Origin of the sequence: Paraburkholderia sp. BCC1886 (assembly GCF_900996245.1) — a bacterium.
Classification (GTDB): Bacteria; Pseudomonadota; Gammaproteobacteria; order Burkholderiales; family Burkholderiaceae; genus Paraburkholderia.
In genome coordinates this window covers 136080-162687 of sequence record NZ_CAAJGK010000107.1, presented here as the reverse complement: position 1 = coordinate 162687, position 26608 = coordinate 136080, and the positions used below count along the sequence as shown (strand labels likewise).

Annotated in this window: 21 protein-coding genes; 10 read left to right on the top strand and 11 right to left on the bottom strand. The window is 65.1% G+C overall.

Going from position 1 to position 26608, the window contains the following annotated elements; all coding sequences use genetic code 11:
- Nucleotides 1-70: 70 nt before the first annotated feature.
- The 4 genes from FQ746_RS31080 to FQ746_RS31065 all read left to right on the top strand — a co-directional run bounded on the left by FQ746_RS31080 (nucleotide 71) and on the right by FQ746_RS31065 (nucleotide 3835).
- Nucleotides 71-892, top strand: a complete 822-nt coding sequence (locus tag FQ746_RS31080) for an arginyltransferase (RefSeq protein WP_144113647.1) — start codon at nucleotides 71-73, stop codon at nucleotides 890-892.
- 99 nt (nucleotides 893-991) lie between these two features.
- Nucleotides 992-2014 carry a quinone-dependent dihydroorotate dehydrogenase gene (locus tag FQ746_RS31075; protein WP_144113646.1) on the top strand — a complete coding sequence of 341 codons (1023 nt, stop codon included), beginning with the start codon at nucleotides 992-994 and terminating at the stop codon, nucleotides 2012-2014.
- A 133-nt stretch (nucleotides 2015-2147) separates the two neighbouring features.
- Nucleotides 2148-2951, top strand: a complete 804-nt coding sequence (locus tag FQ746_RS31070; protein WP_144113645.1) for a cystine ABC transporter substrate-binding protein — start codon at nucleotides 2148-2150, stop codon at nucleotides 2949-2951.
- Between the two features lie 224 nt (nucleotides 2952-3175).
- A complete protein-coding gene (locus FQ746_RS31065) occupies nucleotides 3176-3835 on the top strand; it encodes an amino acid ABC transporter permease (protein ID WP_144113644.1) in 660 nt (219 codons plus the stop codon).
- Here FQ746_RS31065 and lepB read toward each other — a convergent pair.
- The 5 genes from lepB to FQ746_RS31040 all read right to left on the bottom strand — a co-directional run bounded on the left by lepB (nucleotide 3829) and on the right by FQ746_RS31040 (nucleotide 9985).
- Nucleotides 3829-4530, bottom strand: a complete 702-nt coding sequence (lepB, locus tag FQ746_RS31060) for a signal peptidase I (RefSeq protein ID WP_144113643.1) — start codon at nucleotides 4528-4530, stop codon at nucleotides 3829-3831. The two genes, FQ746_RS31065 and lepB, sit on opposite strands and share 7 nt — an antisense overlap.
- A 202-nt stretch (nucleotides 4531-4732) precedes the next feature.
- Complete coding sequence (locus FQ746_RS31055) at nucleotides 4733-5758, bottom strand: Gfo/Idh/MocA family protein (RefSeq protein ID WP_144113642.1); 1026 nt, start codon at nucleotides 5756-5758, stop codon at nucleotides 4733-4735.
- A gap of 84 nt (nucleotides 5759-5842) precedes the next feature.
- A complete protein-coding gene (locus FQ746_RS31050) occupies nucleotides 5843-6562 on the bottom strand; it encodes a FadR/GntR family transcriptional regulator (RefSeq protein WP_144113641.1) in 720 nt (239 codons plus the stop codon).
- Nucleotides 6563-7029: 467 nt separating this feature from the next.
- Nucleotides 7030-8907, bottom strand: a complete 1878-nt coding sequence (locus FQ746_RS31045; protein WP_144113640.1) for a serine aminopeptidase domain-containing protein — start codon at nucleotides 8905-8907, stop codon at nucleotides 7030-7032.
- 130 nt (nucleotides 8908-9037) lie between these two features.
- Nucleotides 9038-9985: a glycosyltransferase family 2 protein gene (locus tag FQ746_RS31040; protein ID WP_144113639.1), complete on the bottom strand. Its 948-nt coding sequence runs from the start codon at nucleotides 9983-9985 to the stop codon at nucleotides 9038-9040.
- 179 nt (nucleotides 9986-10164) lie between these two features.
- On the opposite strand from FQ746_RS31040, the gene FQ746_RS31035 reads away from it, so the two are divergent.
- A complete protein-coding gene (locus tag FQ746_RS31035; RefSeq protein WP_144113638.1) occupies nucleotides 10165-11640 on the top strand; it encodes an oligosaccharide flippase family protein in 1476 nt (491 codons plus the stop codon).
- 64 nt (nucleotides 11641-11704) lie between these two features.
- On the opposite strand, the gene FQ746_RS31030 is transcribed toward FQ746_RS31035, so the two are convergent.
- From FQ746_RS31030 to FQ746_RS31005, 6 genes are read right to left on the bottom strand one after another with little or no spacing between them, the layout of a single operon-like run.
- Entirely contained in the window at nucleotides 11705-12808 is a 1104-nt protein-coding gene (locus FQ746_RS31030; RefSeq protein ID WP_144113637.1) for a glycosyltransferase family 4 protein, read from the bottom strand.
- A complete protein-coding gene (locus FQ746_RS31025; protein ID WP_144113636.1) occupies nucleotides 12805-15201 on the bottom strand; it encodes a hypothetical protein in 2397 nt (798 codons plus the stop codon). The genes FQ746_RS31030 and FQ746_RS31025 overlap by 4 nt, the downstream gene beginning before the upstream one ends.
- Before the next feature lie 13 nt (nucleotides 15202-15214).
- Nucleotides 15215-16408, bottom strand: a complete 1194-nt coding sequence (locus FQ746_RS31020) for a glycosyltransferase family 4 protein (RefSeq protein ID WP_144113635.1) — start codon at nucleotides 16406-16408, stop codon at nucleotides 15215-15217.
- Nucleotides 16405-17589: a glycosyltransferase family 4 protein gene (locus FQ746_RS31015; protein WP_144113634.1), complete on the bottom strand. Its 1185-nt coding sequence runs from the start codon at nucleotides 17587-17589 to the stop codon at nucleotides 16405-16407. The genes FQ746_RS31020 and FQ746_RS31015 overlap by 4 nt, the downstream gene beginning before the upstream one ends.
- Before the next feature lie 56 nt (nucleotides 17590-17645).
- Nucleotides 17646-19160 carry an O-antigen ligase family protein gene (locus FQ746_RS31010; RefSeq protein WP_409932450.1) on the bottom strand — a complete coding sequence of 505 codons (1515 nt, stop codon included), beginning with the start codon at nucleotides 19158-19160 and terminating at the stop codon, nucleotides 17646-17648.
- Nucleotides 19161-19201: 41 nt separating this feature from the next.
- The gene (locus FQ746_RS31005; RefSeq protein WP_144113632.1) at nucleotides 19202-19735 is read right to left on the bottom strand and encodes a GNAT family N-acetyltransferase; all 534 of its coding nucleotides are present in this window, start codon (nucleotides 19733-19735) and stop codon (nucleotides 19202-19204) included.
- A gap of 350 nt (nucleotides 19736-20085) precedes the next feature.
- Here FQ746_RS31005 and FQ746_RS31000 point away from each other — a divergent pair, with 350 nt between their 5' ends.
- The 5 genes from FQ746_RS31000 (at nucleotide 20086) to FQ746_RS30980 (ending at nucleotide 26425) form a co-directional block, all read left to right on the top strand.
- A complete protein-coding gene (locus tag FQ746_RS31000; protein ID WP_144113631.1) occupies nucleotides 20086-20337 on the top strand; it encodes an acyl carrier protein in 252 nt (83 codons plus the stop codon).
- Nucleotides 20334-21617 carry an acyl-CoA dehydrogenase family protein gene (locus tag FQ746_RS30995; protein ID WP_144113630.1) on the top strand — a complete coding sequence of 428 codons (1284 nt, stop codon included), beginning with the start codon at nucleotides 20334-20336 and terminating at the stop codon, nucleotides 21615-21617. Before FQ746_RS31000 ends, FQ746_RS30995 begins: the two co-directional genes overlap by 4 nt.
- Before the next feature lies 1 nt (nucleotide 21618).
- On the top strand, nucleotides 21619-22719 hold the full coding sequence (locus tag FQ746_RS30990; RefSeq protein WP_144113629.1) for an amino acid--[acyl-carrier-protein] ligase: 1101 nt from the start codon (nucleotides 21619-21621) through the stop codon (nucleotides 22717-22719).
- Nucleotides 22716-23783, top strand: a complete 1068-nt coding sequence (locus FQ746_RS30985; RefSeq protein ID WP_144113628.1) for a DUF1839 family protein — start codon at nucleotides 22716-22718, stop codon at nucleotides 23781-23783. Before FQ746_RS30990 ends, FQ746_RS30985 begins: the two co-directional genes overlap by 4 nt.
- A gap of 77 nt (nucleotides 23784-23860) precedes the next feature.
- On the top strand, nucleotides 23861-26425 hold the full coding sequence (locus tag FQ746_RS30980; RefSeq protein WP_260854236.1) for a glycosyl hydrolase 2 galactose-binding domain-containing protein: 2565 nt from the start codon (nucleotides 23861-23863) through the stop codon (nucleotides 26423-26425).
- Nucleotides 26426-26608 lie beyond the last annotated feature (183 nt).

Sequence of the window (26608 nt, the reverse complement as noted above, 5' to 3'; positions counted from 1 at the left end):
TGAAAGAGCCGCGGGTCACCGCCCGAGGCGCCGGGTTTGCACTACCAGAGATGCTTCGAGAGCTGCCAACGTGACTCATCCCAACGAGCTGCCTCTTTCACCGCTGTCGGCGCTGCAGTTTTACGCAACTGCGCCTTACCCCTGCAGTTATCTCGACGGACGCATCGCGCGCTCGCAAGTCGCGACGCCCAGTCACCTGATCAACTCCGACGTCTATACCGACCTCGTCAAAGCCGGCTTCCGGCGCTCGGGCGTGTTCACCTACCGCCCGTACTGCGACGGCTGCCGCGCCTGCGTTCCCGTGCGAGTGCCGGTCGACCGTTTCGAGCCCAACCGCACGCAGCGACGCATCTGGAAGAAGCAGGGCGACATGGTCGCCACCGTCGCACCACTCCATTACGACGAAGAGCATTACGCGCTTTACATGCGTTATCAGTCGGCCCGGCATGCCGGCGGCGGCATGGACCGCGACAGTCGCGACCAGTACGAACAGTTTCTGCTGCAAAGCCGGATCAACTCGCGGCTGGTCGAATTCCGCGAACCCTTGCCCGGTCATCCCGAAGCGCCCGGCATCTTGCGGATGATCAGCATGATCGACATTCTCGGCGACGGGCTTTCGTCCGTGTACACCTTCTTCGAGCCGGGACTCCCGCACACCAGCTTCGGCACCTACAACATCTACTGGCAGATCGAACAGGCGCGCAGCCTGCGACTGCCGTACGTCTACCTCGGCTACTGGATTCGCGAGAGCCCGAAGATGGCGTACAAGGCGAATTTCCAGCCGCTCGAAGGGTTGATCGACGGCAACTGGCAGGCGCTCGATCCGCACGGCCCGGAACTGCCCCCCGTCGAAGCCGCGATTCACGGCAAACGCGGGCCGCTGAGGCCCTGACGTTCAGAAACGCGCACGCTCCGCAAGCCGGTCTCATTAAAGCCGCCAAAGCCGTTAAAATGCCGGGTTACCAATTTTCCGGCCGCCCGGCTTCGCCTCGTGTTCAGCTCCCTCTACCCGCTCGTACGCGCCCAACTCTTCCGCATGGATGCGGAAGAGGCTCACCACCTGACTCTGCGCGTGATCGGCGCCGCCGGCCGCACCGGCCTCGCCGGGGCGCTTGCGCCGCGGGTGCCCGACTCGCCGCGTACGGTGATGGGGCTGACATTCCGTAATCCGGTCGGGCTCGCCGCCGGCCTCGACAAGGACGGCGCCTGCATCGACGGGCTGGCCGCGCTAGGTTTCGGCTTCATCGAAGTGGGCACGGTCACGCCGCGCGCACAGCCGGGCAATCCGCGCCCGCGCATGTTCCGCCTGCCGCAGGCAAACGGCATCATCAACCGGCTGGGTTTCAACAACGCCGGCGTCGACCAGTTCGTGAAAAACGTGCAGGCCGCGCGCTATCGCGGCGTACTCGGGCTGAACATCGGCAAGAACGCCGACACGCCGATAGAACGCGCCGCCGACGACTATCTGTACTGCCTCGAACGCGTGTATCCGTTCGCGGGCTACGTGACGGTCAATATCTCGTCGCCGAATACGAAGAACCTGCGTCAGCTGCAAGGCGCCGACGAACTCGACGCGCTGCTCGCGGCGCTCAAGGACAAGCAGCAGCGTCTGGCCGACCTGCACGGCAAGCTCGTGCCGCTCGCGCTCAAGATCGCGCCCGACCTCGACGACGAGCAGATCAAATCGATCGGCGACACGCTGCTCAAGCACAAATTCGAAGGCGTGATTGCAACCAACACCACGCTCTCGCGCACCGCCGTCGCCGGTCTGCCGCATGGCGACGAAGCCGGTGGCCTGTCGGGCAAACCGGTCTTCGACGCGTCCAACGAAGTGATCCGCAAGCTGCGCGCCGAGGTCGGCGACACGGTGCCGATCATCGGCGTGGGCGGCATTTTCTCGGGCGAGGACGCGCGCGCCAAGCTGGCGGCGGGCGCGTCGCTGGTTCAGGTGTACACGGGCTTCATCTATAAAGGCCCCGCGCTGGTCGCCGAATGCGTGCAGGCGCTGCGTTGATCGACCGCGCTTCGCGAGACCGCGTCGGCGGAATATAGAAATAAACAAACGGTATTTAGGTTTCGATAGTCCGCATTGCTATGCTCTCGCGTGTCGAATCGCGGACCCACCGTCCGTCAAACAAGGAACAACAATGAAATCTGGTTTGCTGAAGAAAATCCTGCTGGCCGGCGTGATCGGCATGTCGTTCAACGCGCTGACGGCCGTCTCGGCCCACGCCGACGACCTGCTCGACCAGGTCAAGCAGCGCGGCACGTTGCGCATCGGTCTGGAAGGGACGTTCCCGCCGTTCAACTCGAAGGCGCCGTCGGGCGAACTGGTCGGCTACGACGTCGACATCGCCAAGGCCGTCGCCGCCAAACTCGGCGTGAAGCCGGAATTCGTCACGACCGAGTGGAGCGGCATCATCGCCGGTCTGCAGGCGGGCAAGTTCGACGTGATCGTCAACCAGGTCGGTATCACCGACGCGCGCAAGCAGGCGCTCGATTTCTCGCCGGGCTACACGTTCTCGGCCGCGCAACTGATCCAGCGTAAGGACGACACGCGCCAGTTCAAGTCGCTCGACGATCTGAAGGGCAAGAAGCTCGGCGTCGGCCTCGGCACCAACTACATGGATATGGCGAAGTCGGTGCCGGGCATCGACGTGAAGACGTATCCGGGCGCGCCGGAGTATCTGCGCGATCTGGCCGCCGGCCGTCTGGACGCGGCGCTGAACGACCGGCTGATGCTCGCGTATTTGCTGAAGAACTCGCAATTGCCGCTGCGCACGGGTGCGACGCTCGAAGCCGGCAACCCGTCGGGGATTCCGTTCAGGAAGGGCAACCCGAAGTTCGCCAAGGCGATCGACGACGCGATGACCCAGCTCGAAGCGGACGGCACGTTCACGAAGATTTCGGACCAATGGTTCGGTATCGACGTCAGCAAGCCGGTCAAGTAAGTCTCGCCTGAAGCAGCGAAGGGCGGCATCGTCGACGATGCCGCCCTTCGTGCATTTGCGCGGCTGCAAGTGCGGCTGCAAGCGCGGCTGCAAGTGCGGCGGCTAGCGCGGCCGCAAGCGCGGCGGCCACCGCAACTGCAAGCGCTCCCGCAAGCGCATATGGCCAACACCTACGCCCGCACTTATGATGGGCGCTTTGCCGCGCCAACCACCTCAATCCGCTCATGTCCACCACTTCCCTGCTCGTCCAATCGCTTCCTGTGCTGGCACAGGGCGCCGTCCTGACGGTCAAGTTCGCGGTTCTGTCGATGCTGTTCGGCCTGCTGGCCGGCGCCGTGCTCGCACTGATGGGCGTCAGCCACAACCGCGTATTGAACTGGATCGCGCGTGTCTACGTGAGCGTGATGCGCGGCACGCCGCTGCTCGTGCAGATCTTCGTGATCTATTACGGCTTGCCGAGCTTCGGCATTTCGCTCGACCCAACGCCCGCCGGTGTGATCGCGTTGTCGGCGAACGTGGCCGCGTATCTGTCGGAAAGCATGCGCGGCGCGATTCTGGCGATTCATCAGGGTCAGTGGCTGGCCGCCTATAGCCTCGGACTGTCGCGGCGTCAGACCTTGCGCTACGTCATTGCACCGCAGGCGTTGCGCATTGCGGTGCCGAGTCTGTCGAACAGTTTGATCAGCCTGATCAAGGACACCTCGCTGGTGTCGGTGATTACCGTGACCGAACTGCTGCGCAGCGCGCAGGAAATCATCGCGTCGACGTATCAGCCGCTACCGCTTTATCTGGCTGCGGCCGCGGTGTACTGGGTACTGTGCCAGGCGCTCGAACTGCTGCAACGCTGGTACGAACGGCGGCTCGCCTTACCGTCGGGTCACTGAACGGCGGCGAGCGCCGGCGTCCTGTCGAGCGCCACACCGAAGCGCTCGAAGCGCGGCATGAAGTGGCGTTGCGGATCGAGCGAAAACGCAACATTGCGCGTGCGCCCCATCAATTCCTTGCGCGGGAAAAAACCGAAGTAGCGCGAATCGGCGCTGTCGTCGCGATTGTCGCCGAGCATCAGGTATTCGTCGCGCGGCACCGTCACCGGGCCGAACGAATTGCGCGGACTCGGCGCGTCGGGCGCGAGCCGCACCGTGTGCGCAACGCCGTCGAAGCGTTCGGTCAGATAGTCACCGGGTGAAGCGGCGTCGCCGGGTAAAGGCTTGAGTTGCAGCGGCTGGTAATCGGCGCGCACACCGTTCACGTACAACACGTTGTCACGCATCGCGACGCGGTCGCCGGGCAAGCCGATCAGCCGCTTGACCATCAACTCGTGCGCGGCGGCCGAGTCGACCGTGACGATGTCGCCACGCTGCGGGTCGTGCAGATGGGCGATGGCGATATGCGTGAGCGGCACGCGCAGGTCGTAGGCCATCTTGTCGACGAAGATGCGGTCGCCCTCGCGAATGGTCGGCAGCATCGAGCCGCTCGGCACCACGTTCCAGTCGGCGACGGCGCTGCGAAACAGCACCATCAGCAGGATGAACGCGACGAGGCTCTTGTTGTCGCGCCACAGTTTTACGAGCAAGCGCATGGCCAGCGGCTCCTACGGGAAGTATTCGACATGTGCGGCAGTTACGGCATGTGCGGCAGTTACGGCATGTGCGGCATGACAGGCCGACCGGTTGTGCCATGGCCGCTCGCATGCCGGCGCAGATCGTATCACCGCTATGCGAAACCCTGCCGCGACGAGGGCGCACAGCGTACCCCACTTCCGTCGCCGAAATTCCCGCGCGCTACTCCCCCGCGAATTTCAACCCGAGCGCCTGACGCGCGGCGTCCGCCATCGCGATCATCTGCAGGGATTTGCTATGCGGCATTAGCGGACTTTCTTTCTGTCCGGTTCGAATCAGCTCGCAGAAATGCGCGGTCTCGTAGTTCAGGCCGCCGCCTTCGAACGGCTCGTCGAGTTCGACCACGCGGCCGTCCGCGTAACGGATCGTCGCGCGCGACGGGTTCCACCACGGCTCGTGTATCGTCACGTGGCCCGCGCCCGCCATTAGCAGCGCGTCGCCCTTGCCGTGCAGATCGAGCCCGCAGAACAGTTGCGCGATGCCCTGCTCGTGCTGGCTGTTCAGGCTCGCGAACGTGTCCACGCCAGTCTTGCCGAGCCGCCCGAGCGTCTGCACCTCGCGCACGTCACCCAGCCAGTCGACCGCCAGAAACATTTCATAGATGCCGATATCGAGCAGCGCGCCGCCCGCATGCTCGAACGACAGCGACGGATGATCGTCCGGCACGCCGGGCACCGAACAGCCCGCGCGCACGAGACCGACGGTGCCGATCGGATCGGCGACAAGATGCGCGCGCAACTTTCTGTAGAGCGGATAAAACGGCGGCTTCATCGCTTCCATGAAAAGCCGGTCGTTCACCCGCGCGGCTTCGATCACGCGTTCGAGTTGTTCCCGGTTGATGGTGGCCGGCTTTTCGCACAGCACATGCAGGCCGGCTTGCAGCGCGGCGATTGCATACCCGGCGTGACTGTCCTGAACCGTGGCGATGTAGAGCGCGTCGATGCCGCTCGCGAGCAGCGCGTCGAAACTCGCGCACGGCTCGCCGCCGAACCCGTCAGCGAAGGCCTGGGTGGGAGCCGCACGGCGCGACCATGAAGCATGAATTCGCGCATGCGGTACATGCGCGAGCCCTTGGGCAAAACGGCGGGCAATCCGGCCGGTGCCGACGACGCCCCAACGAACCAGGTCGTCCGGGCGTGTGTCGTGTGAGGAGGAGGTAGCGGAGACAGCGGAGGGAGCAAGCGTCATCGTGGCTTCGAATCCGGGCAGTGGCGAACAGCCGCCATTGTCGCGCACGTCGCCCATCGAGGGGAGCGCCGTGCGCCGTCCGGTTTATCCGCGCACCGTTTGCTCGATCGAGAAGCTGTCGTCCAGTTCACTCGCGGCGAGCGCGATCATCGCGAGCGACGCCGCCTCGGCCGCCTCGGGATCGCGCCGTTCGATCGCTTCGACCACGTGCAGGTGCGAGCTCACCGCGCTCTCCCAGAAGCCGTCGCGCTGCACGACGAGCGGATTCGCGGTCGACAGCGCGCCGCGAATGATCGCCGCCATCTGCTTGAAAAACTGATTGCCGCTCGCGATGAGAATGCGGCTATGAAACAGCTCGTCCGCTTCCTGATAACCGCCGTCGCCGGGCTGGATCACGCGAAACATGTCGAATGCCTCGCGAATTGCCGCGACGTCCGCGGCGCTACCGCGCTCGGCCGCCTGCGCGGAAGCGCGCGGTTCGATCAGCAGCCGGAATTCGATCACGTCGCGCATGAACAACGGATCGGGTTTCGCGCGAAAGCGCCAGTTGACGACGTCCTCGTCGATCATGCGCCAGTCGCTCATCGAGCGGATACGCGTGCCGATTTTCGGACGCACGTCGAGCATGTCGCGCGCAAGCAGCATCGACAGAGCCTCGCGCATCACCGTACGGCTGACGTCGAACTCTTTCGACAGCACATCCTGCGGCGGCAGAATCGCGCCGTACTTTTCCTCGACGATGCCCGTGACGAGCCCGTCCATGACCTTGCTGACCAGCGAGCGATCTTTGTTTGCCTGTTCCATGACACTCTCCCCGAAGCGGTATTCATCCCCGCGTCGTCGGTTGAACGAGCGGCCCCTCTCTGTCCTTGGTATATCGATGCACCGCTTGTCTACGCTACGTTGCTAGCTTCAAAACCGTTGCGCCAGTTGGGAAACCTCCTGACAGGGTTATCCCTCTGAAGAAACGTTTCGTTCCTGTAACGCGAGACGTTCGGAGTCGCCATGCGACGGCATCTCAAGCGTGACGGTGTTGCCGTGTTTGTTTCGTGCGAAGACGCACGTAAGGAAACAGATTGTCTGGCCGATACCGCTTCGGACGACCCGGCCACGAGACAACGGCAGCACGCCTGAAATTGCGTGGATTGGCAGGCTCGGAGAACAACCGTGCATCGCACGGCAACGCAGGAATTCGACACGCCGAGCCCGCCTCAGCCAACGAGCACCGCGCGTGCCTGCATCCGCTTTCCGAGCGATCGAGCCCGCGCCGATCAGCCTTCTTCGGACAGGCGCGATGCCCGATGCCGCCGGAATAGCCACTGCACACCGCGCACACGCGGCGCCGCGCGCAATGCTGCGCCCGACGTCTGTCCGATTTCGCTGAACGACGCCCGATAGAAGTCCTCGACATGCGACATCACGTTTTCCTGCGCACTGCCGGAAAGAATCGCGTGATCGGTATGCGCGGCAAAACTCACCAGCGTGTTACCGAAGCGCTGCAAGCGCGCGCCACGCACGCCGAAGTCGCGCTCGAGCGACTCCACGCCTTCATCCAGCTTGCCGTACAACAGACTGGTCGCCACGCCGCGCGACTGCAGCGTTGCGAATAGCCGGCGCGTTTCTTTCGGCCCGAGTTCGAGACCGCACAGGCGTTCGACCCGATCCGCCAAAGTCGAGCCGATGCGCGCCGCAAAGCGTCCCGCCAGTTCGCGCGCCACCGGCCAGCCACCGCTTTGTCCTTTCAGCACGCGCAGCCATTTGCGCGGCTGACACATCGAGCGCAGATACGTACGCGTCGATCCGAACGCGGCAAGCGAGACGGTCGGCTTGCCGTTGTCGTCGCAGATGTCGCGCCAGACGAACTGCTGCAGGTTGACCAGCACGGCACCGGCGACCGCCGGTTCGCGCGCGGCCGCATGCAGTCCGACATAAGCGCCCGCGCAAACGCCCACCAGCACCGCGCCGCGATGGCCCTCTTCGCTCAGCCAGCGCGCCGCGGCGGCCGCCTGATCGATGCTGGTTTGCGAGTGCAACGAGTCGAGGCTGGCCGAGTCGCGCGACGGCAAACTATCGCCGAGCGCGCCCAGATCGACGCGCAAGGAAGCGATGCCCTGTTTCGCGAGACGGCGCGCGAAGCGCACGCCCAGACGCGCGTTGCCGATTCGCGAGACCGCGCCGGTGTTGAGCAGCAACACCGCCGGGCGGTCCGCGTCGATGCGCGCATCCGGCGTGCAATAGATGCCGAACAGCTTGCCGTCGTCGAGCCATACCGGCGCTTCGACGACATCGCGCGCCACCGCATACGACGCTGCCCGTTCTCCGGACTGCGCATGAGCCAATGCCGCGTCGGCGGCCACGTTCATCGCGCCGGCATCGCCTTCGGTCACCCAGGTCTCGATCGACTGGAACGCCGCCTGCGGAATCTCGCTATCGAGCGCCTCCAGCATGAACCGACCGTATTCGTCGAAGCCTTGCCGCTCGACGTCGATACCCTGCGCACGATAATGCGCGACCAGTGCATCGATTCGCGCCGGGTCGAGCGAGTCGAGCACCAGCACGCGCCGCGCGGGCCGCGCGGCATCGCGTTGCAGGTCGACCTCGCGCAGACTCGTCAGCATGTCGCGATAGAGGCGGAAACCGTAGGCCTCGACGAATTCATCGGTCTCGGGTTCGGGCGTGCAATCCATCGCGGCCGGCATCGCCAGCCATTGCCGGTAATGCGCGCGCAATTCGCGCTGATAGTGCCGCCCGGACAATACCGGCGCGAGCAGCACGAGTCCGTCGATGTCGCCGAGTTCCGCGGCCGCGAGTGCGGCCAGCATGCCGCCGAGACGCAAGCCACACAGCGTCACCCGTTCGACGCCGGTCTGCTCGCGCAGCAGCGCGACGGCCTGCTTGATGCCGTCGATCCACGCACGCCAGCGCCCCGGCTCGTCGGCATCGCCGAGTTCGCCGGCGGAGTCGCCGGTGCCCGCGTAATCGAAGCGCAACACCGAGGTGCCGCGCGCGGCGAGCCGTTCGGCCAGCCTGCGCATGCCGCGCGCCGTGCACAACGCGTCATAACCGAAGGGACTGCACAAGACGACACCGGTCGGCCCCGCGGCCTCGTGCAACCAGCCGAACTGACCGTTGAAAACAATGGGTTTCACACTACGCTCCTGAACCAGACGACGCTTTCATTGATTACAGCAAACGCCACGACGCGACTCTGTACGCCCAGCCACACAGCACCCGCGCTCTGCACGTCGAGCGCGTCGCACGAAGCGTCGGACGCATGCCTCATTTGCCGTGCGACGCGCGCAAGGCGAAGGTCGAACGCGTCGCAAGCAACACGTGATAAAGAAACCGCGCGCGCAGGCGGTCGCGCAAGGGATAGTGCTTCGACAGCAACACCCGCCATGCAGCCGCCGGTTCACCGGCTCGTGCAAACGCGGACGCAGCGCGGGGCGCGACACGGCGCAACGCATCGTCACGCGCGGCCTGCGCGGCGCCCGGCACGCGGCTCGCCTGCAATTGCGCGAACGCATGCATCGCCGGCAACGCATCGGTCGAAATCGACTGCGCGGTTTCGCGCGAGATCGAAACGAATTCGTCGACGAAACAGATACCCGCCGCTTCCACGCAAAGCCGCAAACCGAAGTCGAAGTCACAGGCCTCGCCGACCTCTTCGACGCTGCGATACGCAATGCGTCGCGCCGCTTCGGTGTTCACGAGGAAGCCGTTATTGGGGAACATCTGGTCGATGCCGGCCAGCGCCGGAACCGGCAGGCGGCCGGCCCGTTCGGGCACGCGGCGGTAATCGCGGTTCAGGGCTTCGGTGGCTTGCGCGCGCGGCGTGCCGTCGTCGGCGATCACGCGCTGTTTGCCGAACGCGGCCGTCAGATCGGGATGCCGTGTCCAGCACGCGTCGAGTAGCGTCAGCGCGCTAGCGTCGAGCAGATCGTCGTCGTGCAGCAGCACGAGACGCGCGCCCTGAGCGCGGGCGAACAGCCGGTTCACATTGGCGGCCTGACCGAGCCGCGGAACGTTGCGTTCATAACGGACCGGCACCCGGCTGCGCTCGCGAAAGCGCGCGACGACCTGTTCGGCGCTGTCGTCGCGCGAGTCGTCGCCGATCACGATTTCGAGTTCTTCCCAGTTCTGCGCGGCGCAACTGTCGAGCGCCTGTTCGAGCAAGGCCGGCCGATTGCAGGTGGGAATGCAGATGGAGATCAGCCGCGCGTTCATGGTTCAACCCCGTTCGATGGTCTGGCGCAATAGCGCGCCGCGGCACTATCCGTGCCTCTGACCCGGATTTAACCCTGGCGGATCATGACTATCTGTACGGCCAACCACATAGACGCGCGGGCCGCCAGGGCAATATCGCACATCATCCTTGCCTGACTTCAGCCGCCGGACAAAGCACCATGGAAAGAAGTATCGTCAAGAACATCTTCATCAATTTCGCCGGCGCGATTGCGCCGACCTTCGTCTCGCTCGTCACCGTTCCCGCTTACATCCACCTGATGGGCGTCGAGCGCTATGGCGTGATCAACCTGGTGTGGACGTTGATCGGCTATTTCAGCGTGCTCGATCTCGGCACCAGCCTCGCGACCGAGAACCAGATTTCCAGGGCGCGCGCCGCCGACGACGACTCGATCGAACGGATCTTCTGGAGCGCGTGGTTCATGAATCTGGGCACCGGCATCGTCGGCGGCCTGCTCATCTATCTCGGCACGGTCATCTACATCACGCATGGCGTGAAGATCGAACCGGCCTTCCAGCGCGAAGTGATGGCGAGCCTGCCGTGGATCGCCATTGCCGTGCCCATCGCGAACGTGTCGTGGGTGTTCGCGGGTGCGATCAACGGAGTGGAACGCTTCACGAGTTTCAACATCAACCAGACGCTCGGCACCGCGCTGTTTCAACTGTTGCCGCTGGCGGCGATCTTCTGCTTCTCGCCGTCGCTGGCGGTGGTGATTCCCGCTGCGGTGATCGCGCGTCTGATCGGCGGACTGCTGCTCGGCGCCGCCGCGTTTCGTGCGATCGGAATTGGCCGCGTGCGCATGCCGCAATGGCACGTGATGGCCGAACTGTTCCGCTACGGACGCTGGATGCTGCTGTTCTCCGGCGCCAGCATGATTGCCTCGACGCTCGACCGGGTGCTCGTCGGCGGTCTGCTCGGCGCGCGCTTCGTGACCTATTACGCGACGCCGCAGAATCTCATCACGCGCCTGAACCTGTTGCCGACCGCGATGGTGCGCACACTGTTTCCGCGTCTGTCCGCCGTTTCGCGTGCGGATGCCGACGCGCTCGCGCACAGCGCGCTGGCTTTTCTGAACGGCGCGTTCACGCCCTGCGTGATCGTCGCGCTGTTCGCGCTGAAGCCGTTCCTGTTGCTCTGGCTCGGGCCGACCGTTGCGGCCGCCGCGCCGGTGGCGAGCGTGCTCGTGCTGGGCGTCTGGCTCAGCGGACAGTCGGGCATTCTCGGCATCCTGATTCAGGCGCAGACCAGCCCCGCTTACGTAGCCGGCGTCAGCTGGCTCGAGTTGCCGGTGTTCGCCGCCGCGCTGTGGGGCGGGATTCACTGGTTCGGCATCATGGGCGCAGGCGTCGTCGTGGTATTGAAGGCGCTGTTCGACTACGGTGTGCTGCTGGTGTTCGCGCGACTGCATGTGTGGTCCATCGTGCGCAATATGCTCGCGCATCTGATGTTCCTGCTGGTCGCGCTGGCACTCGCCGATTCGATCAGCGCACTGCCGACGCTCGTCGGCGTCGCACTGCTGCTGGCAGCCGCCAATCTGGGCATGTCGTTGCATGGATCGAGCGAACTGCGCAGCGTGGTCTACAAGCAGTGGGCGCGCGTGACGCTGTTCTTCGGCAAGCTGATGTCGGCTGGCTGATTCAGGCTACCAATGCAAACCGGGCTCCGTGGAGCCCGGTATTCAACCAACCCTTCCTTCCCGCTTACCCCAACCGCGTGACCATATCCGCAAAGCGCCGCGGCTGGCAGTTGGCGAGCGTGCGTTCATAAACCGATAGATACGCGTCGCTCACACTCTGCACGGTGAATTTCTCGAGATTCTGCGTGGCGCGTGCGACAAGCGCCGCGTGAGCCTCGCGATCGCCCAGCAGTTTGCCGAAGGCTTCGGCCATCGCTGCCGGTGCGTGTGGCGGCACCAGAACACCCGCTTCGCCTCCATCGAGCATCTCCGGAATTCCGCCCACCCGCGTCGCGACGATCGCGCAACCCGCTTCGCGCGCTTCGCACAGCACCAGTCCCGCCGGTTCGTTATGCGACGCCAGCACGAAGATATCGGCCTGCGCGAGATAGGCACGCGGATCCGCCGAAAAGCCGACGAAATGCGCGTGCTGTTCGAGACCGAGTTCGACGGCATAGGCCTGCATGGCTTCGCGATCGGGACCCTCGCCAACCAGATAGAGAGCCGCCTGCGGCATCCGTTCGCGCAGCAGCGCAAACGCCTGCAGCAGATCGCGAATGCCTTTGCGTTCGTACATGCCCGCCACCGTCACGATACTGGGATGCGCGAGCGGCGCCTTCAACGTCTCCGGCCGATCCGCAAGCCGGGGCGTGCCGACCGTGCCGTTGCGCACCACGCTCAAACGCGCCGGCGGGATACCGCGATTCGCCATGGCCACCGCGACAGCCTCGCTGACGGTGACCACACGATCGCCCACCCGCATCAGCGACGCGCTCTTCTGAAACTCGTTATGGACCGTCGTGACGAGTGCGAAGCGCCGCCGCAACACGCCGAAGCGCGCGACCAGCGCGCCGGTCATCATGTGCGCGTGGACGATGTCGGGATCCACGTCCTTCACGAGCCGGTTGAAGCCGGCGATCATCGCCGGCAAACGCGCGGGCCGTGGCGACTGCGCGAGCAGCACGTGCCGCACGCCGTGACGCGCGAGCAGCGTTTCGAAGCCGCCGCCGCCCGAGGCGACCGTCACGTCGTGGCCGGCGCGCGCCTGCAGGCACGCCAGATCGACCATCACGTTGACGATACCGTTGCCGACTGTCTGCGCATGATTGGCGAGATGGATGATTTTCATGGGTTCGCTGCAACGTGGTTGCCGTGAGTGGAAGACAAAGAGGACGAAGACGAAGAAGACGAAGACGCGCTGGCCGTCTGGGCCGGCGGCATGAAGCGATACATCAGCACCTTGCCGCGCGCGTCTTCCTCGACCAGCACGAGGTATTCGCCCGAGGCGAGGCGATATGCGGTCATCGGCGCGGGCACGTCGGTCCAGCCGCTCGCCGAGCCGACTTCCTTGCCGGGTGCAAGCCGGCCGATCTCATGACCGTCCTCGCGGTCGTACACGTGCACGATCGCGCTGCGCGTTTCGACGGCGAACACATAGGCGCCCGCCACCGCGATGCCGTTCATCGACAGCCAGTCGGGTTTGCCGCGATCGGGCAGATCGATCACGTAGCGCAGCACCGGCTTGCCGCTGCGCCAGTGGTCGTAACGCGCCAGTTGCGAACCGGCGCCGTTCCAGTTGTCCTGCACGAACGGATGCGCCGGCGTCGAACCGGAGATGAACAGCGTGTCCTTGTCGGACGAGTAGTTGAGCCGCGCGATGCGGTTGAAAGGCGCGGGCATCGGGAACTGCCGCATCGCCGAATAACGGTAAATCGGATTGCCGACCCGGTCGAAACCCTGCAACGGGAAATAGCGGATGCCCTGCGATTCGGTGCCTTGCCATACGCCGCCCTGACTATCGACACACCAGCCGCGCAGCGACGGCGCATCGGTACTGGCGGCGTGCTGATCGAACGCGGCGGGTGAGAAATCGCCGTTGCCCGTCACGTCGCGCCAGATCCATTCGCCATGCGCCGGCTGATGCGGCGGCCATGCGCCGTCGATATGCGACTGCGCGAACAGGCCTGCCGGAATCGCGGTTTCGCGATCGTCGGCGAAGCGGTAGATGCGCAGGAACGACGAGTACATGTCGGTCGTGAAGAGCAGCCGGTGGCCGCCCACTTCGCGCACCATCGGCATGCCGCGCTGGCCGCCCAGATAGAGATGGAAATACGGATCGTAGGGATAGCGGAAACGGTCGGCCGTGTAACCGGCATACGACCATTCGTGGCCGACGGGCTTCGACAGATCGAGCGTGAAGCGTTTGCTGCCGCTGTAAACGGAGGGCGGCGAACCGTCCATGACCTGCGCGCCGTCGACGAACAACAGGCCCTGCAGGCTGAACCGTTGCGCGCCGTCGGGCGTATAGCTTTCGAGCAGCGCGCCGTCGAAAGTGCTCGGGCCTGCGCCGAAGGTTCGCGGTCCCGCGCCGTTCATCGAGACGTACAGGTTGCCCGCACGATCGACGCCAACGCCGGTCAGGCCGTTGAAGCGCCTCGGTCCCACGGCACCGGCGCGACCGGAATAGATACCGCCCTGCTCGCCGAAGCTCGCCGTGAGTTGCATGCCGGCGCTGGCGTCCTGGCTGGCAGTGAAAATCAGAACCTGCTGCCGCGGACCGTTATCGGCAATCAGCAACCGTCCGCGTGCGTCGAGTGAGATGTCCACGGGCACCACGCCGGCCGGTAGCGTCAGGTCGCCTAGTGGCGAACCGTCGCGAGCACGATGCACCACGCGTTGCTGCCCCGCCGTCCGGCTCTTTTCGATCAGCCATAACGAGCCGTCGGGCGCGAGTGCGAGACGTCCGGGTTCAGTCACGGCGAAGCTGCCCGCCGGCTGCATCGTCTGCGCGTCGAATATCTCGACGCGGTTATCGAGCGGGTTGGAGACGAACAGTTGCCGGTTATCCGCCGCGAGCCCGCGGATCGCGTAATCGGCTTTGGCCGGATACGACGCGATCAGCCGGTAAGCGAGCCGGCTGCCTTCGGGAAATTTGAGCTGGCCTGCAAACGGCACGCCGTCGCGGATGTCGGCGCGACTACGACGCGCCACGCCGGTCCACTCTTCGCCTTCGTGCGGCGACGGCCGGTGTTTGGCCTCTTCGTTGCCGAGGCTGACCATGGTTTGCGCGACGTACACGTATTCGTCGTTCACGGCGATTGCGTCGCCGCCCATCATTCCCCAGCCATGCGATTCGCCGCCGTGCCGCACGAGATCGCCGTCGCGGTACTGGCCCAGTTCACCGCCCGCTTCGTCCCACGGCGCGTTGGTGAAAACCTCGCCGTCGGCGGCGACCGCAATGGCCTGCACGTCGATCTGCATCCAGCGGTGATCGCCGAAACCCCATGTGTTGCCGACCCACGAGGTTCGATATTGCAGCGGCGCGCCGGACCCGTCGGCATCTGCGTTGCTTGCGTTGCTCGCGTTGCTTGCATTGCCCGGCGCGACTTCGGCGGCGCTGGCCGGATTCAGCCGGCCGTCACCCGAGCCCGAACCGCCTGCGGCCAGCAGCACCACCAGCGGCAACGCGAGCGCGGCGACCAGCACCAGACGGTCGATGGATTTTCGTGCGGGACGTCGCATGATTACCGGCGCATCAGAACGCGCCGATCGCTTCGCGATAGACGTGCGCGACCTGCGCCGCGATCACCGGGCGGTCGAAATGGCGGCGCGCATAGGCGCGGCACGCCTGTGCGTCCGGCAGCGTGCGACGGCCCAGCAGCACATCGACGATGCCTTCGCCGATCGCCTTGTAGCCGCCCGACTCCAGCACCAGATCGGCGGACAACGGCGCGACCGCTTCCGGCAGGCCGCCGACCGGCGTCACCAGCACCGGCGTACCGGCCGCGAGCGATTCGATGGTGGTCAGGCCGAAGCCTTCCAGTGCCACGGTCGGCACCACCGAGAGATCGGCCGAGCGATACCACAACGGCACTTTCGCATCGGGCACGAAGCCGGCGAGGCGAATGTTGTCCTCGAGGCCGCGCGCCACGATACGCCCGCGCAATTCCGCTTCGAGTGGACCTTTGCCGGCAATCGTCAGCAGCACGTCGGGCACCGCCAGCTTGACGACCGCCATCGCGTCGATCAGATCTTCGAGACCCATGCGCGACACCAGACGCCGCATGCAGAACACCTGCGGCCGGTCGTGCGGCAAGCCGAGCCGCTGACGCGCCTGGCGCTGCGTCGCGCGCGAATTCAGCTGCGCGACATCGACGCAACCGGGGACGATGCGAATGGTTTCTTCGCTCACGCCATAGGTTTGCTGCAGCACCTGACTGAACGCCTGCGACAGCACGATATGCCGTGTCGCGCCGCGATACACGAAGCGTTCGAGGGCGATGCGCATCGCGCGCGACCAGCCGCCACCGCCGCCCGGATGCGATTCCGCCGCCCACGGTCCATGAAAATGCACGACCTTGGGCACGCGCCGGAACACGCCCGCCGTCGGCGCCGCGTAGAGCGCGAAATGCGACGCGACGACGTCCGGCATCTTCGCCGCGCTGAGCACGCGCGACTGGGTGCGCGAACCCCACAAGCGGGTGCCGAGTTGCTCCTGCGCACCGGCGAAAGCCAGCACGCGGCCGCCCGACGCATCGAACACGTTCGGGCTGCCCGCCACCATCCCGCGCACGTTGACACCCTGCGCGGGCAGCGTATCGATCAGGGACTTGAACATGCGGTCGAGACCGCCCGGCCGTTCGTTGAACCAGTGCATGCCGATTTGCAGCGAGTCGATTGGCGAGTCGCCGGGTGAGTCGCCGGGTGAGTCGATTGACGCGAAATTCATAGTTCCACCGATGCGGTTGAGCAGCGGGCCGGCAGCGCCTCGGGCGCGCGGCGCGCATGGATCTGTTCATAGACCGACAGATAGCGTTCGGCCATCGCCTCCCAGCTCAGGCTGCGCGCAACTTCACGGGCATGGGCGCCGAGCTGGCGTGCGTAGTCGGGTTCGTTGGCGAGGCGTTCGATTGCGACGGCGAGCGCCCGCGCATCGTTCGGATCGTCGAGCACGATGCCGCTATCCGCGGTGATGACTTCGGCGCCACCGGCGGTGCGCACCGTGATGACCGGCAAACCGGCCGACAGCGCTTCGAGCAACACGAGACCCATCGGCTCGTAACGCGACGGAAACACGAACGCATCGACCGAGCGCATCAGCGCGGGCATGTCCATCACCATGTCGGTGAAATGGACCCGGCCGGTCAAACCGAGCGAGGCCACCAGCGCGGGATAGGGACTGTTGTGCAAAATCCCCGCGACCGCGAGATGCACGTTCGGCGCGGTATGCGCGAGCGCATGCAACACCGTGTCGAGGTTCTTGCGCGACATCCGCAGGTCGCCGGCGAACAGCAACATGAACGGCGCGTCCGGCAAATTGAAGCGGGCGCGCTCGGGCGCACCCGGCGTGAACTCGTCGACGTCCACGCCGTTGTGAATGACCTGCATGCGCGCGTCGGCGATGCTGCCGCCCAGCGCGCGCACTTCGCCCGCCACCTTCTGCGAAACCGGGACGATGACCTCGGCATGACGGAACGCCCATTTTTCGCAATGGATGTTCAGCAGCGTGTACAGCACCTGATACGCGTGATAGAAGCTGCCGAGCAGACGGAACGGATAGAAGCCGCAGCGATACCACCCGTCGTGCACGAAGTGCGCCGCGTTGACGTCGGCGCGCGCCCACGCGATGAAGCCGTTCACGTGCACCACGTCGAACTCCGACCGGTGCGCACGCATCCATGCGCCGCAGCGCCATGCGAACAGCTGATACTGCAGAAGTCGGGTCGGCAACCGGCTGGTCGCGACCTGGACGAAACGCACCCGCGGGTGCTGCACCAACTCCGGGGCCGCTTCGGCGGCGAGCAGCGTGACGGTATGTCCTGCCGCCAGCGCGGCCTGCACGATCTCGTAGTTGACGCGCCCTTGCCCGTCGTTTCTACGCACGACGTGGGTGACGATGAGAATCCGCATGCTTGGTCCTTGGTCCTTGTTCTACGAATTTTTTTATTGCAGCGTGACAACCCCGCTTACAGCCCCTGCCGCCCGTGCTTCTCCTGTGCATAGCGCAGCGAAATCACCGGCAAGGTCACACCGAGAAAAAAGAACATCCCCGACACCGACGTGAGCGTGTTGATGAACACCATCATGGCGAAGATCGCGACGGCGACGGCGACGCCGGTGGTCGCCAGCGGGTCGGCCGCGCGCTGGCGGCTCGCGCGATACGCGCGCCACAGCAGCATCACGACGCCGGTGGTGTAGAGCAGCGTGCCGGGCCAGCCCATCACGAACGGCACTTCCATCAGGCCGCTATCGAAATCGGCCATTGCGGGGGCGGACTTGTCGTCCGACAGGCGCGAGCCGAGGCCGGTCGTGCCGAGCCCCTGCCCGGCAATGTCGGTCAAGGCCGACGACATGAAACTCTTGTAGAACTCCGTGCGCGCCTGGAAGCTGTTGTCCTGACCGAGGTTTTGCACGGTGCTGAAACGCTGCAGGACCGGGTCGGCAATCTGGTCGATCATCAGCAGCGGCGCGGCCATCACGGCGAGCCCGAGCACGCCGGCCAACAAACGCACACGGCTCTTGCCGGGCAGCATCGCGAACAGATACACCAGTGCAATCGCGAAACCGCCCCACGTGCTGCGTGCACTCGTCAGCAGCAACACGGGAACCCCGACGCAGCCCAGCACGATGCGCGTGCGGCCGCGCGCGGCGAGCGACATGATCAGGATCGTCATCAGCGTGACCGCGAACGGGCCGCACGAATTCATCGTGCTGCTCACGCGCATGCCGAACGGCACGGGCTGGCCTTCGGATTCCATCTTCGAGGCCACCAGCCAGAACGCGTCCCACGGCATCGGCGAAACGAATTCGAGCAGGCCGTACGCGCTCATCAGCAGGCCGCCGAACACAAAGGTTTTCAGCAGCACGCGGTGATAGTCGGGATAGTGACGCCACGTCACCGTCATGTAGAACGCGAGCAGCACGGGGTAAAGCCAGTTGATCAGCGTATAGGTCGCGGCAGCCGGGCCGACCTGGGCCATGCCGACGATGTACGCATACAGCAGCGCGATCACGATCAGCACCAGCGGCGCGGCGCGGCGTTGACCCAGCATCGGCAGGTGCTTGAGCAAGGTCAGGCCCGTCAGCGCGACGGCGAGCAACGGCGCGACCATGATCGGACTCTGCTGATTGAACGACCCGTCGACGAAATCGGCCAGCCGGCGCACTTCCGGAGTCAGGAAGAACAGCCAGCAGACGAAGCCGACGTAATGCGCCGGCGAGCGCCAGTAAAGGAACGCAGCGACGCCTAAGGCGCCGAGCGGGAAGAACATTTCGACCAGCCTGCCCTGATGCAGCAGCACGAGTCCCAGGGTCACGGCGAACAGCAGCAACGGTGCGCGCAGTGGATGGCGCAGACCTTTTTTCGCGCTGCTGGACGCATTGGAAGCATCGCCGCCGCGCGCCAGCGCAGCAAGCCTCGCACGCACGGCAGCCGGCACCGCGTCGACCTGGGTCCGGCGCGACGCGCCGGCAGTGGTCATGGCGGAGCGCGCCGACGAAGGGGTAACGAGTACGCGCGCCATCACAGCAATTCGAACGTGTTGACGAGTTCCGCCCCGTCGCGCTGCCGGCGCAACGCAGCGAAGCGCGTCGAACTGCTGCGCACCTGGCGCGTCAGTCCGATGTACGGCACACCATGCTCGAGGTAAGGCCCTTCGCTCTTGCGAAAGCCGAACTGCGTATAGAAGTCGCGCAAGCCGAGCGGCGCGGCAACCCGCACCGCGTGACCGGGCCAGCGCTCGGCAATCGCTTCCAGCACCCGTTCGAGCAGCAGTTCGGCGGTGCCGTCGCCGCGTCGCAACGGGCTCGTCAGCACCTTGTCGATGGTGATCTCCGGGTCTTCGGCATCGCCCGGTTGCACACGCGCATAAGCGAGAATCGGCATAGGCCGCGTCATGTCGTCGGCTGCGAACACGTGCAATGCGTGTTCGTCGTGACCGTCGGCATCGAGACAGACATGCGACTGTTCGACCACGAACACCGCGCTGCGCGCCCGCAAGATGAGATACAGCTCGCGCGCCGAAAGCTGCTCGAATTCCAGCGTTTTCCAGTTCATCACGTTCCCTACCGGTCCAGGAGTTTCAACGATGACGGCCTGGCTCGACGCCAGACCCGTTGCATTGGCTACACGGTACGTCCGCGAAACGCGTGTTTCCGTGCGCCATCGCACTGACGCCAGGCGTTGACGATTCTTAAATACGGGTCATCGGCACAAAGCCTCGCAGCGAGCCAGCAGAAACGGCCTGCTCGAACCCGGAAAGACGCAACCGCCCCGCGCTGCGTCGTTCCCGTGAATGTGCCGGGTTGTCGTCGGGCGCTGCGATGAATCACAAACAATCCACCACGCAGACGTGCCCGATGCCAGGACTACCGAAGTGACCGTTGACCATTTGGGGGCACCACACCATGAAAACTGCATTGCGACGCATCCTTTCCGAATCGGCCCGTCTGGACGTCTCGCCGGACACGCTGGCCGACGACGCGGACCTCTACGCGGCCGGCCTGTCCTCGCTCGCGACCGTGCATCTGATGCTGGCCATCGAAGATGAATTCGACATCGAGATTCCCGATCGTCTGCTGACGCGGCGCCTGTTCTCCAGCATCGACGCGATGGCGGCCGCCGTCACCGAGTTGCAACAGGCGAAGGCGGCCGCATGAACGCCCCGCTGCTGGATGCGGTCGCCCTCGCGGCGCCGCAGGCCGATCCGGCCTTGCCGCCGGACGATCCTGCCGTCGTGCTGACGGCAGTCGGAACCGAATCCGGCTGGCGCGCGGCCGCGCAGCGTTGCGCGGCCGTGGCCGCCGAATTCGCCGATGCGGTGGATCGCGAAGCCCGCTTTCCACGCGAAGCCTTCGAGGCGCTCAAACGCGAGCGCCTGCTTTCGGTGATGGTGCCGCTCGCGCTCGGCGGCGCGGGACTGTCGCTGGCCGACATCGGCGCGCTCTGCGAAATACTCGCGCAGGGTTGTGCGTCCACCGCGATGGTGTTCGCGATGCACCAGATTCAGGTGGCCTGCATCGAGGCACATGGCAGCACCGCCGCATGGCACCGGCGTTTCATGTCGCAACTGGTCGAGCATCAGTGGCTGCTCGCGTCGGCGACTTCGGAAGAGACCATCGGCGGCAGCATGCGCACCAGTGCGTGTGCGGTCGAACTCGACGGTGAGCGCTTCAAAATCGAAAAGCTCGCGCCGACGATTTCGTATGGCGCCCATGCCGACGGCATTCTGGTCACGGCGCGTCGCACCGCTGAATCGCCTGCGGCCGATCAGGTACTGATCGTCGCCTTGCGCGAAGACACGCAACTCGAAAAACGCGGCGGCTGGGACTCGATGGGCATGCGCGGCACCTGCAGCGAAGGCTTCCGCCTCGTCGCAAGCGGGTCGGCCGAACAGATCCTGCCCGCGCCGTTTGCCGAGATCGCCGATCAGACCATGCTGCCGGTCTCGCACACGTTGTGGGCCTCCGTGTGGACCGGCGTGGCCGGCGACGCGGTCAATCGCGCGAAGGCCTTCTTTCGCGCTCAGGCACGCGCCAAACCGGGTTCGCTGCCGCCAGGCGGCGTGCGCCTGTCGGAAGCGGTCGGTCTGCTGCAGATGATGCAGGCGCGCGTGTCCGGCGCGCTCGCCGCGGCACAAGCCGCGAGCCTGTCACGCCGGGGCGCCGCGCAAGCGGACGCGCCGCTAGCCGCGCAACTCGGCTTCGCGGCCGACATGAACACGCTGAAGACCAGTATGTCCACCACTGCGCTGCAGGTCGTGCAGGAAGTGCTGATGATCTGCGGCATGGCCGGCTATCGCAACGGCACGCCGTACAGCGTCGGGCGCCATTTGCGCGACCTGTACTCCGCGCCGCTGATGATCAACAACGACCGCATCGCAAATAACACGGCGAGCCTGTTGCTCGCGCAACGACCAGCCGCACCGGGGAGAGTTTGAGATGAACACGATGACCGATATCGCCGCGCTCGCGACGGCGGGGACCGACACGACCGACACTTCCACCAGCGCCACGGCACCCGTGGCCGCGGCGGCACCGACCTTCCGTGACGAACTGCTCGCCGCGGGTCTGCTGATCGACACCGGTGAGGACGGTCTGTACGGCCGCAGTCAGGTATTCGAAGACGTGCTGGAGCGCGTCAACGTGGCGATCACGCACCTCGGCGCGGACCAGGCGCCCGAAGTGCTGCGCTTTCCGCCGGCCATGCGCCGTACCGACTTCGAGGACAGCGAATATCTGAAGAGCTTCCCGACGCTCGCCGGCACGATCCACTCGTTCTGCGGCAACGACGGCGGCCACCGCCGTCTGCTGCGCGCGCTCGACGACGCGATGACCGACAGCGACGACGACCGCAGCGACGAATGGATGGAGCAGCAGAAGCCGACCCGCGTGGTACTGACGCCGGCCGCGTGCTATCCGATCTATCCGGTGATGGCGCGGCGCGGTCCGTTGCCCGAAGACGGCCGCACCATCGACGTGATGTCGTACTGCTTCCGTCACGAACCGTCGCTCGATCCGGGCCGGATGCAGATGTTCCGCCAGCGCGAATACGTGCGCCTCGGCAACGCAGAACAGGTGATGGCGTTCCGTCAGATGTGGATCGAACGCGGCTCGCTGCTGGTCACGCTGCTGCAACTGCCGGTCGAAGTGGACCTCGCCAACGATCCGTTCTTCGGTCGCGGCGGCAAGATCATTGCAGACAGTCAGCGTGCGCAGGCGCTCAAGTTCGAACTGCTGATTCCGGTGGCGAACCCCGACAGCAAAACCGCGTGCCTGTCGTTCAACTATCACATGGACCACTTCGGCGCGATCTGGAAGATCGAATGCGACGACGGCGCGGTCGCGCATACCGGTTGTGTCGGCTTCGGCATGGAGCGCATTACGCTGGCGCTGTTCCGCCATCACGGGTTCGACGTGAACGCGTGGCCGGACGACGTGCGCGCGCTGCTGTGGGGAGACACCGCCGGAATCGTTGCGCAGGGTATGGCAACGCACACGTCGACGCTCGCTGCGGCCGCCGACGCCGGAGCCGATGCATGAACCCATCGCCGACGCCGCGACCGCCCGGCACGCTTTCCGCCTTGCCCACGCCGCGACGTCTGCATCTGGCGACGCCGCATAGCGCTCCGGTGGTGACACCGGAAGCGCGCCAGCGCGAGCACGTGCCGCATGTTTTGCATCGCGGCGAGCGCGTGTGGCAGGAGACCAACTGCTACATCGATGTGTGGATCGAAGTGCTGCATGCTTACGGGCTCGATCCGCGCGCGGCGTTCGGCTTTACCGTTACGCAGGACTTCGAGGGAGACCAGTTCACGTTTTTCAAGTTTCCGCTCGAAGACCTCGAACAGCTTTACGGCACGCAAGCGCAGGAGCTTGCCATTTACGATTCGCTCGAAGCGCGCGTGCTGACCCAGACCCGCCGCGGCAATACGGTGCTGGTGGAAGTGGATGCGCATTACCTGCCGGATACGCGCGCGACGTCGTACCGGCGCGAGCATTCGAAGACCACGGTCGGAATCGATTTCATCGATCCCGACTCGCGGCGGCTGGGCTATTTTCATAACACCGGCTATTACGTGCTGGACGGCGACGATTACGACGGCGTGTTTCGCAAGCTGCCGCATCTCGCCCAGCAGGCCGACCTGCTGTTCCCCTACGCGGAATTCGTCAAGCAGACGCGCCCCGCGCTCGAAGGCACCGCGCTTGCCGAAACCTCGGCGGAACTGTTGTGCGCGCATCTGAGCCGGCGGCCGTTGACAAACCCGATCTCCGCATGGCGGGCCGCGTTTCCCGAGCATCTGGAGACGCTGCTCGAACGGGGCGAACCGTATTTCCATCTGTACGCGTTCAACCTGATGCGGCAACTAGGCGCGAATTTCGAGTCGCTGGCGAAATATCTGAACTGGCTCAGCGTGCAGGGCTTCGAGATTCCCTCGCTGATTACCGCGTCGGCACAGAGCATCGCGTCGGAGTCGATGGTGATGCAGTTCCGGCTCGTGCGCGCGATCGCGCGCGGGCGCCGCGATCTGTGCGAAGACTGTTTCGACATGCTCGAACGCGCTTACGAAAAAACCTTGCCGCCGCTCGCCGCGCTCGTGCTGTGAAGCCGTGCTTCGAGACGATGTGGCGGCTTTGAAGGACTCATCTGGAACTCGCCGTGCAAGCAACGACGCTGGATTTGGTGGCGGATAAAACGACTGATAATACGAACGATGTGCTCGACCTCGCTGCAGCCAGTCCGTGGCCGCAGCGTCTCGATACAGGCTGGCAATGCCTGAGCACGCCGCCCGCCGCGTACGAATCGCCTGCCGGTCTGCCTGCCGAAGGCTGGCTTGCCGCGATGGTGCCTGGCACCGTCGCGAGCGCTCGCCGCGATGCCGGCTCGTTCGATATCGCCAACCCTGCACCGCTCGCGCTCGACGACCACTGGTATCGACTGGCGCTGGGCGGCAGTGGCCATCGGCGGTTGCGCCTGCACGGACTCGCCACGATTTGCGAGGTGTGGGTGGACGGTACCAAACGTCTCGACTCCGACTCGATGTTCGTGTCGCACGATCTCGACGTGACACTGAACGGCAGTACCGCGCTCGTACTCTGCTTCCGTTCGCTGACGCCGGCACTGGCCGCCAAAAGATCTCGCGCCCGCTGGCGTCCGCGCCTCGTGTCGCCGCCCACGCTGCGCAACGTGCGCACGACGCTGCTCGGGCACATGCCGGGCTGGTGTCCGTCGGTCCATGCCGTCGGCCCGTGGCGTCCTGTCGAGATGCTGAGCGACGCCCCGCACGGATTCGATACGATCGACCTGAGGACTCGGCTCGATGGCGACGCCGGAACCGTTTCGCTCACGCTCCGTTTTCTGAAACCGCACGACACCGCCGCGTGTGAGGCTTCGTTGCAATGCGGCCCGGTCGTCGCGGCGTTGCAGTGGGACGACCCGTACACAGTGAGCGGCACCGTCCGCGTGCCGGACGCGCAACGCTGGTGGCCGCATACCCATGGCGAGCCCGTGCTCTATCCATTGACGCTCGCCGTCGACGAACACGATGGCGCAGCCGTGCGCCATTCGCTGGGCAATGTCGGCTTTCGTCAACTCGACGTGGATCGCGGCGCGGACGGCAAAGGCTTCGCGCTGCACGTGAACGGCACGCCGGTGTTCTGTCGCGGCGCCTGCTGGACCAGCGCGGACCTCGTCACGCTGGCCGGCAGCGAGGCGCAGTTGCGCAACGCGTTCGCGCTGGCCCGCGAGGCCGGCATGAACATGCTGCGGGTGGGCGGCACGATGGTGTACGAGTCCGACCTGTTCTACGCCCTTGCCGACGAATACGGCATTCTCGTCTGGCAGGATTTTGCGCTGGCCAATTTCGACTATCCCAACGACGCTGCGTTTCGCGCGTCGGTCGAAACGGAAGCGCGGCAGTTTCTGATTCGCACGCGTCGCTTCGCGTCGCTCGCGGTGTTGTGCGGCGGCAGCGAGGTCGATCAGCAGGCAGCCATGTTCGGCTTGCCCGCCGAGATGCGCGCGCAATCCATCTTTACCGAATTGCTGCCCACAGTCGTTGCAGAAGAAAGGTCAGATGTACCGTATGTCGGCAATTCGCCTTCGGGCGGCACGTGGCCGTTTTCCACCGATGAAGGCATCAGCCATTACTACGGTGTCGGCGCATATCAACGACCGCTCGACGACGTGCGCCGTTCGCAGGTGCGATTTGCCGCCGAATGCCTGGCCTTCGCCAACGTGCCCGACGACGTGACACTGCACGAAGCGCTCGGCACGATTCATCCGCACGACCCGCGCTGGAAAGCGGCGGTGCCGCGCGACCCCGGCGCGGGGTGGGATTTCGACGACGTGCGCGATCACTATCTTCAGACGCTTTACGGCGTGCAGCCGGCACGGCTGCGCTATGAAGACCCGGAACGTTACCTCGACCTCTCGCGCGCCGTGGTCGCCGAGTTGATGACCGAGGTGTTCGCCGAATGGCGCCGCAACGGCTCGAGTTGCGCCGGCGGGCTGGTCTGGCAATGGCAGGATCTACGCGCGGGCGCTGGCTGGGGCTTGATAGACGCAACAGGACGGCCTAAAAGCGCCTACCACGGGCTCGCGCAAACGTTGCAACCCATCCACCTCGGCATCACCGACGAAGGCCTCAACGGGCTCGATCTGCATCTGCTGAACGAACGCGCGCAAACGTTGCACGCGCAACTAGATCTGGTTTGCCTGCGCGACGGTTGTGTCAAGGTCGTGTCCGCCAGCGAGCCGATCGAGTTGCCGCCACGCAGCGCGCAACGCCTCAGCGCCGCGGCATTGCTCGGACGATTCTTCGACTTCACGCACGCCTATCGCTTCGGTCCGCGCGCGCACGATGTCACGATTGCAACACTTCGCGATGCGACGACGGGCAACATCGTTTCAGAAGCGTTTCACCTGCCCGAGCGTCGTGCGGTCGAGCGGCACGACCTCGGTCTCATCGTGAGCGTCGAGCGCACGGGCGACCAATGGCAGCTCGTCGTCGAAGCGAAGCGCTTCGCACGCTTCGTTCATATCAATGACCCGCACTTTCGCGCGGCACGCGACTGGTTTCATCTGCCGCCCGATCAGAAACGAATCATCGCGTTGATCCCGCGTATCCCATTTTCCAGGATAGTTGTGTCCGCATCCAACTCTGCGATTAACGCCAATGCAACAAAGCTGGCGCCGTGCGGTGAAGTACGCGCAGTCAATGCGATATCGGCCACGTTTTATGGCTGACTGTCCGCCACGATCTGGCTATCCCTTCGCAAGCCGCGTAAAACCTCGCGTTGAGCGAATCCATCGCATTGGTCCGACGATTCGTCGAGGGCTTCGAAGGCTGGGTTCCTACGATAAAACGGCACTCCGTGCGGCACCGCACCCAACCCATAGAACAGTTCTGAATCAATTCCGGCACATCGC

Bases quoted from the DNA above. Each gene is read 5' to 3' on its own strand.
- FQ746_RS31070 (WP_144113645.1), top strand. From the start codon at position 2,148: ATGAAATCTGGTTTGCTGAAGAAAATCCTGCTGGCCGGCGTGATCGGC.
- FQ746_RS31065 (WP_144113644.1), top strand. From the start codon at position 3,176: ATGTCCACCACTTCCCTGCTCGTCCAATCGCTTCCTGTGCTGGCACAG.
- lepB (WP_144113643.1), bottom strand. From the start codon at position 4,530: ATGCGCTTGCTCGTAAAACTGTGGCGCGACAACAAGAGCCTCGTCGCG.
- FQ746_RS31055 (WP_144113642.1), bottom strand. From the start codon at position 5,758: ATGACGCTTGCTCCCTCCGCTGTCTCCGCTACCTCCTCCTCACACGAC.
- FQ746_RS31050 (WP_144113641.1), bottom strand. From the start codon at position 6,562: ATGGAACAGGCAAACAAAGATCGCTCGCTGGTCAGCAAGGTCATGGAC.
- FQ746_RS31040 (WP_144113639.1), bottom strand. From the start codon at position 9,985: ATGAACGCGCGGCTGATCTCCATCTGCATTCCCACCTGCAATCGGCCG.
- FQ746_RS31035 (WP_144113638.1), top strand. From the start codon at position 10,165: ATGGAAAGAAGTATCGTCAAGAACATCTTCATCAATTTCGCCGGCGCG.
- FQ746_RS31030 (WP_144113637.1), bottom strand. From the start codon at position 12,808: ATGAAAATCATCCATCTCGCCAATCATGCGCAGACAGTCGGCAACGGT.
- FQ746_RS31025 (WP_144113636.1), bottom strand. From the start codon at position 15,201: ATGCGACGTCCCGCACGAAAATCCATCGACCGTCTGGTGCTGGTCGCC.
- FQ746_RS31020 (WP_144113635.1), bottom strand. From the start codon at position 16,408: ATGAATTTCGCGTCAATCGACTCACCCGGCGACTCACCCGGCGACTCG.
- FQ746_RS31015 (WP_144113634.1), bottom strand. From the start codon at position 17,589: ATGCGGATTCTCATCGTCACCCACGTCGTGCGTAGAAACGACGGGCAA.
- FQ746_RS31010 (WP_409932450.1), bottom strand. From the start codon at position 19,160: ATGACCACTGCCGGCGCGTCGCGCCGGACCCAGGTCGACGCGGTGCCG.
- FQ746_RS31005 (WP_144113632.1), bottom strand. From the start codon at position 19,735: ATGAACTGGAAAACGCTGGAATTCGAGCAGCTTTCGGCGCGCGAGCTG.
- FQ746_RS31000 (WP_144113631.1), top strand. From the start codon at position 20,086: ATGAAAACTGCATTGCGACGCATCCTTTCCGAATCGGCCCGTCTGGAC.
- FQ746_RS30995 (WP_144113630.1), top strand. From the start codon at position 20,334: ATGAACGCCCCGCTGCTGGATGCGGTCGCCCTCGCGGCGCCGCAGGCC.
- FQ746_RS30990 (WP_144113629.1), top strand. From the start codon at position 21,619: ATGAACACGATGACCGATATCGCCGCGCTCGCGACGGCGGGGACCGAC.
- FQ746_RS30985 (WP_144113628.1), top strand. From the start codon at position 22,716: ATGAACCCATCGCCGACGCCGCGACCGCCCGGCACGCTTTCCGCCTTG.